General features: G+C 71.8%; 4 protein-coding genes and 1 pseudogene. 1 reads left to right on the top strand and 4 read right to left on the bottom strand.

What is annotated here, in order from left to right:
• Nucleotides 1–78: 78 nt before the first annotated feature.
• Nucleotides 79–243, bottom strand: a complete 165-nt coding sequence (locus ACFXGA_RS39040; protein ID WP_378097873.1) for a SapB/AmfS family lanthipeptide — start codon at nt 241–243, stop codon at nt 79–81.
• 41 nt (nt 244–284) lie between these two features.
• The gene (gene lanKC, locus ACFXGA_RS39035; protein WP_378097870.1) at nt 285–2,819 is read right to left on the bottom strand and encodes a class III lanthionine synthetase LanKC; all 2,535 of its coding nucleotides are present in this window, start codon (nt 2,817–2,819) and stop codon (nt 285–287) included.
• Nucleotides 2,820–3,319: 500 nt separating this feature from the next.
• On the opposite strand from lanKC, the gene ACFXGA_RS39030 reads away from it, so the two are divergent.
• Nucleotides 3,320–3,898: a hypothetical protein gene (locus tag ACFXGA_RS39030; RefSeq protein ID WP_378097867.1), complete on the top strand. Its 579-nt coding sequence runs from the start codon at nt 3,320–3,322 to the stop codon at nt 3,896–3,898.
• 53 nt (nt 3,899–3,951) lie between these two features.
• Here ACFXGA_RS39030 and ACFXGA_RS39025 read toward each other — a convergent pair whose 3' ends face one another.
• Complete coding sequence (locus ACFXGA_RS39025) at nt 3,952–5,379, bottom strand: acyl-CoA carboxylase subunit beta (protein WP_378097864.1); 1,428 nt, start codon at nt 5,377–5,379, stop codon at nt 3,952–3,954.
• A gap of 36 nt (nt 5,380–5,415) precedes the next feature.
• Nucleotides 5,416–6,561 (bottom strand): annotated as a pseudogene (locus ACFXGA_RS39020) (beta-ketoacyl-[acyl-carrier-protein] synthase family protein); the annotation flags it as partial.
• Between the last annotated feature and the right edge of the window lie 65 nt (nt 6,562–6,626).

Genomic DNA, 6,626 nt, shown 5'->3' with positions numbered 1-6,626 from the left:
GAACCCCCCTGGGTAACGGGTGAGCGGCGCACTTCGACTGCGCCGCTCACCCGGGGTGCAGCGGAGTTGCGAGTCGAACTAGCAGATCACGAGGCTGACGGTGGAGTGCGCGCCGCAGCCCAGCAGGGACAGGCCGGAGGCGGAGGTGCTGCCGCCGCCACCGCTGCTGCTGCCGCCCGACGCCATCGCGTTGGAAGCGGCCTCGGGGGTCTCCAGGTCCTGCAGGTCGAGGATGAAGTCCATGGTGGTAACTCCTTGGTCGGGGGGACTGGATCGGGGTACTGCTACCGACCCGCGAGGGCCGGGGCTTTGAGGAACGGCAACATCGGGGTGCCGTTCGCGAGGGTGCCGAGCGCCAGGAGCACGCCCGCCCCACCGGTGTTCAGGTCCATCGACAACCGCCGGAGCTGGATGCCGGGGAACGCCAGTCCGCCCTGGTAGGGGATGGCGTGCCAGGAGAGCGAGGCGAGGTGCCGGTCGATCGCGCGCCGGGGCCCACCGGTGTGCACGAGGGTGGCCAGCAGACCGGCCCGGCCCAGCATCAGCGCGGGCTGGATGACGAACTCGCCGGTCGTGGCGCTGAGCAGGTCCGGCAGCTTCTCCAGCACCGGCAGGTCCGGCTCGACCAGGCGGAACTCGTTGAGCACCAGGGCGATGCCCGCGCTGCCGGTGCCGACGTAGGGCAGGGTGCGGGCGGTGCCGTCCCGGACCTGCGTCGAGCCGTCCAACGCGATCATCGTCTCGGCCAGGTCGCGCTCCAGCGCCTTGACGCCCACGTCCAGCCAGTGCCGGTCGCCGGTGCGCTCGAACAGGCGCAGGAACAGCAGCGCGGGACCGGACCAGCCGTGGTCCAGGCCCGCGCGGGCCTTGTCACCGGGCGGCTCGACGTTCGCCAGCGCGGTGTCCAGGCGCTCGGCCAGCTGGAGCGCCTGCTCGGCGTAGGTCTCGTCGTCGCGCGTGCCGGCGAAGTGCAGCAGGTTGAGCGCGATGCCCGCGAGGCCGGAGCCGAGACCGTGGTCCTCGGTGTCGGGCACCATCGCGGCGTAGGAGCGGACCAACTCGCCCGCGAGGTCGTGGTGGCCGAACTCCTCCAGCACGTATGCGATGCCGTGGGCGCCGCTGAAGAAGCCGGGCTCCTTCGGCGGGTCGCGGCGCACGGCCTCCAGCAGCCACCGCTCGTGGTCGGGGAACCGGCCCTGACCCGTGACGTCCAGCGCGTGCAGCACGCCCGCCGCGCCGTAGCCGAAGGTGGCGCCGCCGGTCTCGAACTGCTCCACGTCACCGGGGAACAGCCGGTCGTCGCGCTGCGGGGTGGCGCTGGCCAGGATCGCCGCCGCGACCATCTTGAGCACCACCGGCAGCTCCGGCTCCGGCGCGTCCAGCGCGGTCGTGGGCGACTCGGTCGGCGGGTCGACGCGGCGCTCCATGCCGGCGAGGATCTTCGCGCAGTACTCGTCGGACAGGCCGAACCGGCGCCGGACGAAGTCGACGTGGGTCCGCAGCTTCACCGGCGCGAGTTCGAGGATGGTGATGAGCGGCAGGAAGACGTACAGGCGCAGCGCGGCGAGGGCGTGCTCGTCGATCTCGAAGCCGCTGCGGTCCGGCGGCGCCTGGAAGCCCGGCGAGCCGAGCGTGGGCTTCTTGTCCTCCTCGACGCGGAACGCCAGCTCGAAGTCGATCAGCGAGATCGAGTCGTCGTCGTCCACCAGGATGTTGAGCGGGTGGAGGTCGCAGAACACCAGGCCGCGGGCGTGCACGTCGCCGATGATCCGCTCGACGTCGGCGATGATCTTCAGCGCGCGCTCGGTGTAGGCGGCGACCGCCTCGTCGGAGACCTCGTGGTGGGTGAGCGGGTAGTGCTGCCCGAGCCACTGGCCGAGCGGGCGACCGGGCACTTCGGACATGGCCATGAACTCGTGCTCCCACGCCGTGAAGCGCTCGAACACCTCGGGCACGCCCGGGACGCCCGCGACCAGCTCCAGCATCTCGTGCTCGCGGTGCAGGCGGGCGACCGCGTCGACGTTCAGCCGGTCCAGGCCCGAGTGCGGCCTGGCCTCCTTGAGCACCACCCGCCGGTCGTCGGACTTGCGGATCGCCTCGTACACGCCGCCGCCGTTGGAGAAGTGCAGCGAGCGGAGCACCCGGTAGGGGAACTCGTCCGCGCTGCCCGCCCGGCGCACGGCCAGGTGCTCCTCCAGGCACGCCGGGATCTTCACCCACTCCGGTGTCCAGAAAGTCGGCTTGCGCTGGTCGGGCACGAGCGTGCCGTCCGGGCCCTCGATGGCCAGCACGCGCTTGCCGTCCTTCTCCAGCCACTGCTCGACGAACCCGCCGTAGCGGACGAACAACGGGCCGGCGCCGTAGCGGAGGTCGCTCAGGATGTAGGCGCCCGGCTGGCCCCGGAGAATGTCGGACAGCTCCCGCAGCGTCGACTCCAGTTGGGACTCGTCGGCCGGGTAGATCGTGATGAGCTTGCCGCTGCCTTCACGGGGCGCGTACTTCGAGTTGCGGGCCAGCACGATGGACCTGGTGCGCAGGTACTTGAACGGGATGCGGCGGGCCACCAGGTACTCGTAGGACTTCAGCAGGACCTCGCCCGCGTTCAGCACGGTCGCCGAGACGTGGATCTTCCAGCCCTGCTTCGGCAGGGGCACGTCCCGCGGGTAGGTGTGCCGCCAGATGTTGCGGTCGCCCTGCGACCACCCCTCCGGCAGCGCCGGCAGCACCTGCGAGAAATCGTCGTCGGCGGTTTCCGCGTGGCTTTGGACGTCGTAGAAGAGACGGTCCGCGAAGCAGTACGCCTCATAGCGGAGATCCACCGGATTTCGCCTCCTTGCAATTTCTTCGACCGGCATATTCCCGCACGACGACGCCGGTGAAGCCAATCCACCATTTCGGGGGGTGTCGTCGTCCGTACGAGCTAATGAGTTTTCCTCGGATTGACACTGCCGGTGGACTCAGGTTCGCAAGGTTCACCCGATCGTCATGTTTGAGCACTCGATGCAGCGGAAACGGCAGGCGAACAACATCTAAACGAAACGCGATCGTTCATCGGTTTGCGGCGTGGCGACCTGGGGTTTTCTTCTTTGTCCGCTGAATTGCGGGTTCGGTCACGGACCGTTGTCGCGTCGTGGTCTGCGACGTTCGGACGCGATTTTTGCTCCGATGAACCCGCAAAGTGGTGGGAAAGGGGCTTCGGCTTCACGTCGTGACCATTGTCGGTAGCCGTGTCCGTCGGGTTGAACCGCATCGTTCGGGGCAACCGCTGGGCCGTACGGGTGGTTCCGGGCGCGGACGGGGGTTGTGGCACGCTCCTGAGGTGTCCGCGAGACTCGTGCTGCCCGCCGTGCTGCTGGTCGCCGCCGCGACGGCGGGCGTCGGCGTGCTGGCGCGCGAGGTCTACCAGCGGCCCGCGGTCGTGCCGGGCGACGAGGTCGTGGCGACCGCTTCGGGGTCGTCGGAGCCCGTGCCGCGCAGCGCGCAGCCGGGCAGCGGCACGGTGCGGCTCAGCGCCGACGCGGCGCAGCACCCGGACGGCGAGCGCGTGCGCGAGGTGCTCCAGCAGTTCTTCGACGCCATCAACGACCACGACTACGAGCAGTGGGCCAAGACCGTGACCGCGCACCGGGTGGGCCAGACGCCGAAGTCGCGGTGGCTCTCGGACTACGAGAGCTCGCGCGACGGGTCGATCCTGGTGCACCGGGTGGAGTCGGTGTCACCGACCAGGCTGCGGGTGCTCATGACGTTCACCAGCACGCAGGACGTCGCCAAGGCGCCCGCCGACCTCCAGGCCGACTGCATCCACTGGCGCGTGGTCTACCCGCTGCAGGTGGACCGCGACGCGCTGCGGGTCGACCTCGGCACCGAGGGCTCCACGTCCCAGTTCACCGCCTGCTGACACGGCGGTGGGGTCGCCCCCCGACGGAACGACCCCACCCACACCGGTCCCGCCTACAGCGGGATGTTGCCGTGCGCGCCCCGCCCGGCGGGCGCCGCCGCCAGGGCCTCCGCGAGCTTGCGCCGCGTCCGCGTCGGCTCCACGACCTCGTCCACCACGCCGATCGCGATCGCGCGGTCCACGCCGCCCGCGATCCGCTCGTGCTCCGCCACGAGCTCGGCGTGCAGCGCTTCCCGCTCCTCGTCCGGCACGGCGGCCAGCTTCTTGCGGTGCAGGATGCCGACCGCGGCCTTGGCGCCCATCACGGCCACCTCGGCGATCGGCCACGCGAACACCGCCGTGGCGCCCAGCGACCGCGAGTTCATCGCGATGTACGCGCCGCCGTACGACTTGCGGGTCACCAGCGTCACCCGCGGCACGACGGCCTCGCCGAACGCGTGCAGCAGCTTCGCGCCGCGCCGCACCACGCCGTCCCACTCCTGGCCGACGCCCGGCAGGTAGCCCGGCACGTCCACCAGCACCAGCAGCGGCACGCCGAACGCGTCGCACATGCGCACGAACCGCGCCGCCTTCTCCGCCGACAGCGAGTCCAGGCAGCCGCCCTTGCGGATCGGGTTGTTCGCGATCACGCCGACCGTGCGGCCACCGAGCCGGCCCAGACCGACCACGATGTTCGCCGCCCACTTCGCCTGCAGTTCCTCGAACGAGTCGTCGTCCAGGATCGCGCGCACCAGCGGCTTGACGTCGTAGGCCCGCTGCGGCTGCTCCGGCAGCAGCGCGCGCAGGTCGTCGCCGTCGGGCACCGAGTGCAGGTCGAACACGCCCGGCTGGGCGAACAGGCCGGTGAGCCGCCGCGCCCGCCGGTAGGCGTCCGGCTCGTCGTCGGCGACCACGTGCACGACGCCGGACTTGCGCCCGTGCGCCTCCGCGCCGCCCAGCCCGTCCATGTCGATCTGCTCGCCGGTCACCGACCGGACCACGTCCGGCCCGGTCACGAACACCTTGCCGGCCGGGGCCATGATCACCACGTCGGTCAGCGCCGGGCCGTACGCACCGCCGCCCGCCGCCGGGCCGACCACCACGGAGATCTGCGGCACCCGACCGGACGCCCGGATCATCGCGGCGAACATCCGGCCCATGCCGTCCAGCGACTCCACGCCCTCCGGCAGCCGCGCGCCGCCGGAGTGCCAGACGCCGATCACCGGGGTGCGCTCGCGCACCGCGATGTCGATCGCCTCCACGATGTGCCCGCACCCCTCGGACCCCAACGCGCCGCCCATGCGCGTGGCGTCGCTGCAGTAGGCCACGACCTTCGCGCCGTTGATCCGACCGCGCACGGCGACCATGCCGCTGCCGTCGCGGGGCCGCAGCGGCGCGATCGACCCCGGGTCGAGCAGTTGCGCGAGCCGGACCTCCGGGTCGCGCGGGTCGGTCCCGCCGTCCGCCCCGGGGTCCACCGGTCGGGCCGCAAGGGCAGTCATCGCGAAGCTCCTCGTGAGACGTCGGGCCCGGAGTGCTCAGGCCTGGGTGAAGACGAGCGAGACGTTGTGCCCGCCGAACCCGAACGAGTTGTTGACCGCGGCGATCAGGTCGATCTTGCGCGGCTCGCCGGTGACGACCTCCAGCTGCACCTTCGGGTCCTGGTTCTCCAGGTTCAGCGTCGGCGGCACGATGCCGTCGCGGACCGACAGCAGCGTGGTGATCGCCTCCACCGCGCCCGAGGCGCCCAGCAGGTGGCCGTGGTTGCCCTTGGGCGCGGTCAGCACCGGGTGGTCTCCCACCGCCCGGCGCACGGCCTGCGGCTCGATCACGTCGCCCACCGGGGTGGACGTCGCGTGGCAGTTGACGTGGCCCACGTCGGCCGGGTCGACGCCCGCGGTGCGGATCGCCTTCGCGATGGCCCGGGACTGCCCGATGCCCTCCGGGTCGGCCGCGGTGATGTGGTGGCCGTCGGAGCTGGTGCCGATGCCCGCGAGCCTGCCGTAGATCCGGGCGCCGCGGGCGCGGGCGAAGTCCTCGCGCTCCAACACCATGATCCCGGCGCCCTCGCCGAGCACGAACCCGTCCCGGTTGACGTCGAACGGGCGCGACGCGCGTTCCGGGTCGTCGTTGCGGGTGCTCATGGTCCGGGCCTGGATGAACCCGGCCATGGTGATGGTGGTGATGCACGCTTCCGCGCCACCGGCCACGACCACGTCCGCCTCGCCCGACTTCAGCATCCGGTACGCCCAGGCCAGCGCCTCGGCGCCGGACGCGCAGGCCGACACCGGCGCGTGCACGCCCGCGCGGGCCTTCAGGTCCAGGCCGACGTGCGCGGCCGGACCGTTGGGCATGAGCATGGGCACGGTCAGCGGCGACACCTTGCGCAGGCCCGACGCCTCGATCAGGTCGTCCTGGTCGAGCAGCGTCATCGCGCCGCCGATGCCGGTGCCCACCACGACACCGAGCCGCTCGGGGTCGACGTCGTCGTCGCCGAAGCCCGCGTCCGCCCACGCCTGGCGGGCGGCGACCACCGCGACCTGCTCGCAGCGGTCCAGCCGGCGCGCCTCGACGCGCGGCAGCACGTCGGTCGGCTCGACCGCGAGCGGCGCGCCGATCTTCACCGGCAGGTCGAAGCGCTCCACGAAGTCGGCCGTCAGCGCGCGCCCCCCCCAGCGGCCCGCCCCGGGGGCGGCCCCGGCGGGCGAGTGTAAAACAGACCCAGCCCACCACACCCAACCAAATAGGC

Source organism: Actinosynnema sp. NPDC059335 (assembly GCF_042752395.1).
In the GTDB taxonomy this organism is placed as follows: Bacteria; Actinomycetota; Actinomycetes; order Mycobacteriales; family Pseudonocardiaceae; genus Actinosynnema.
The sequence above is the reverse complement of the archived record's forward strand: the minus strand, read 5'-3'. Positions and strand labels throughout refer to the sequence as shown.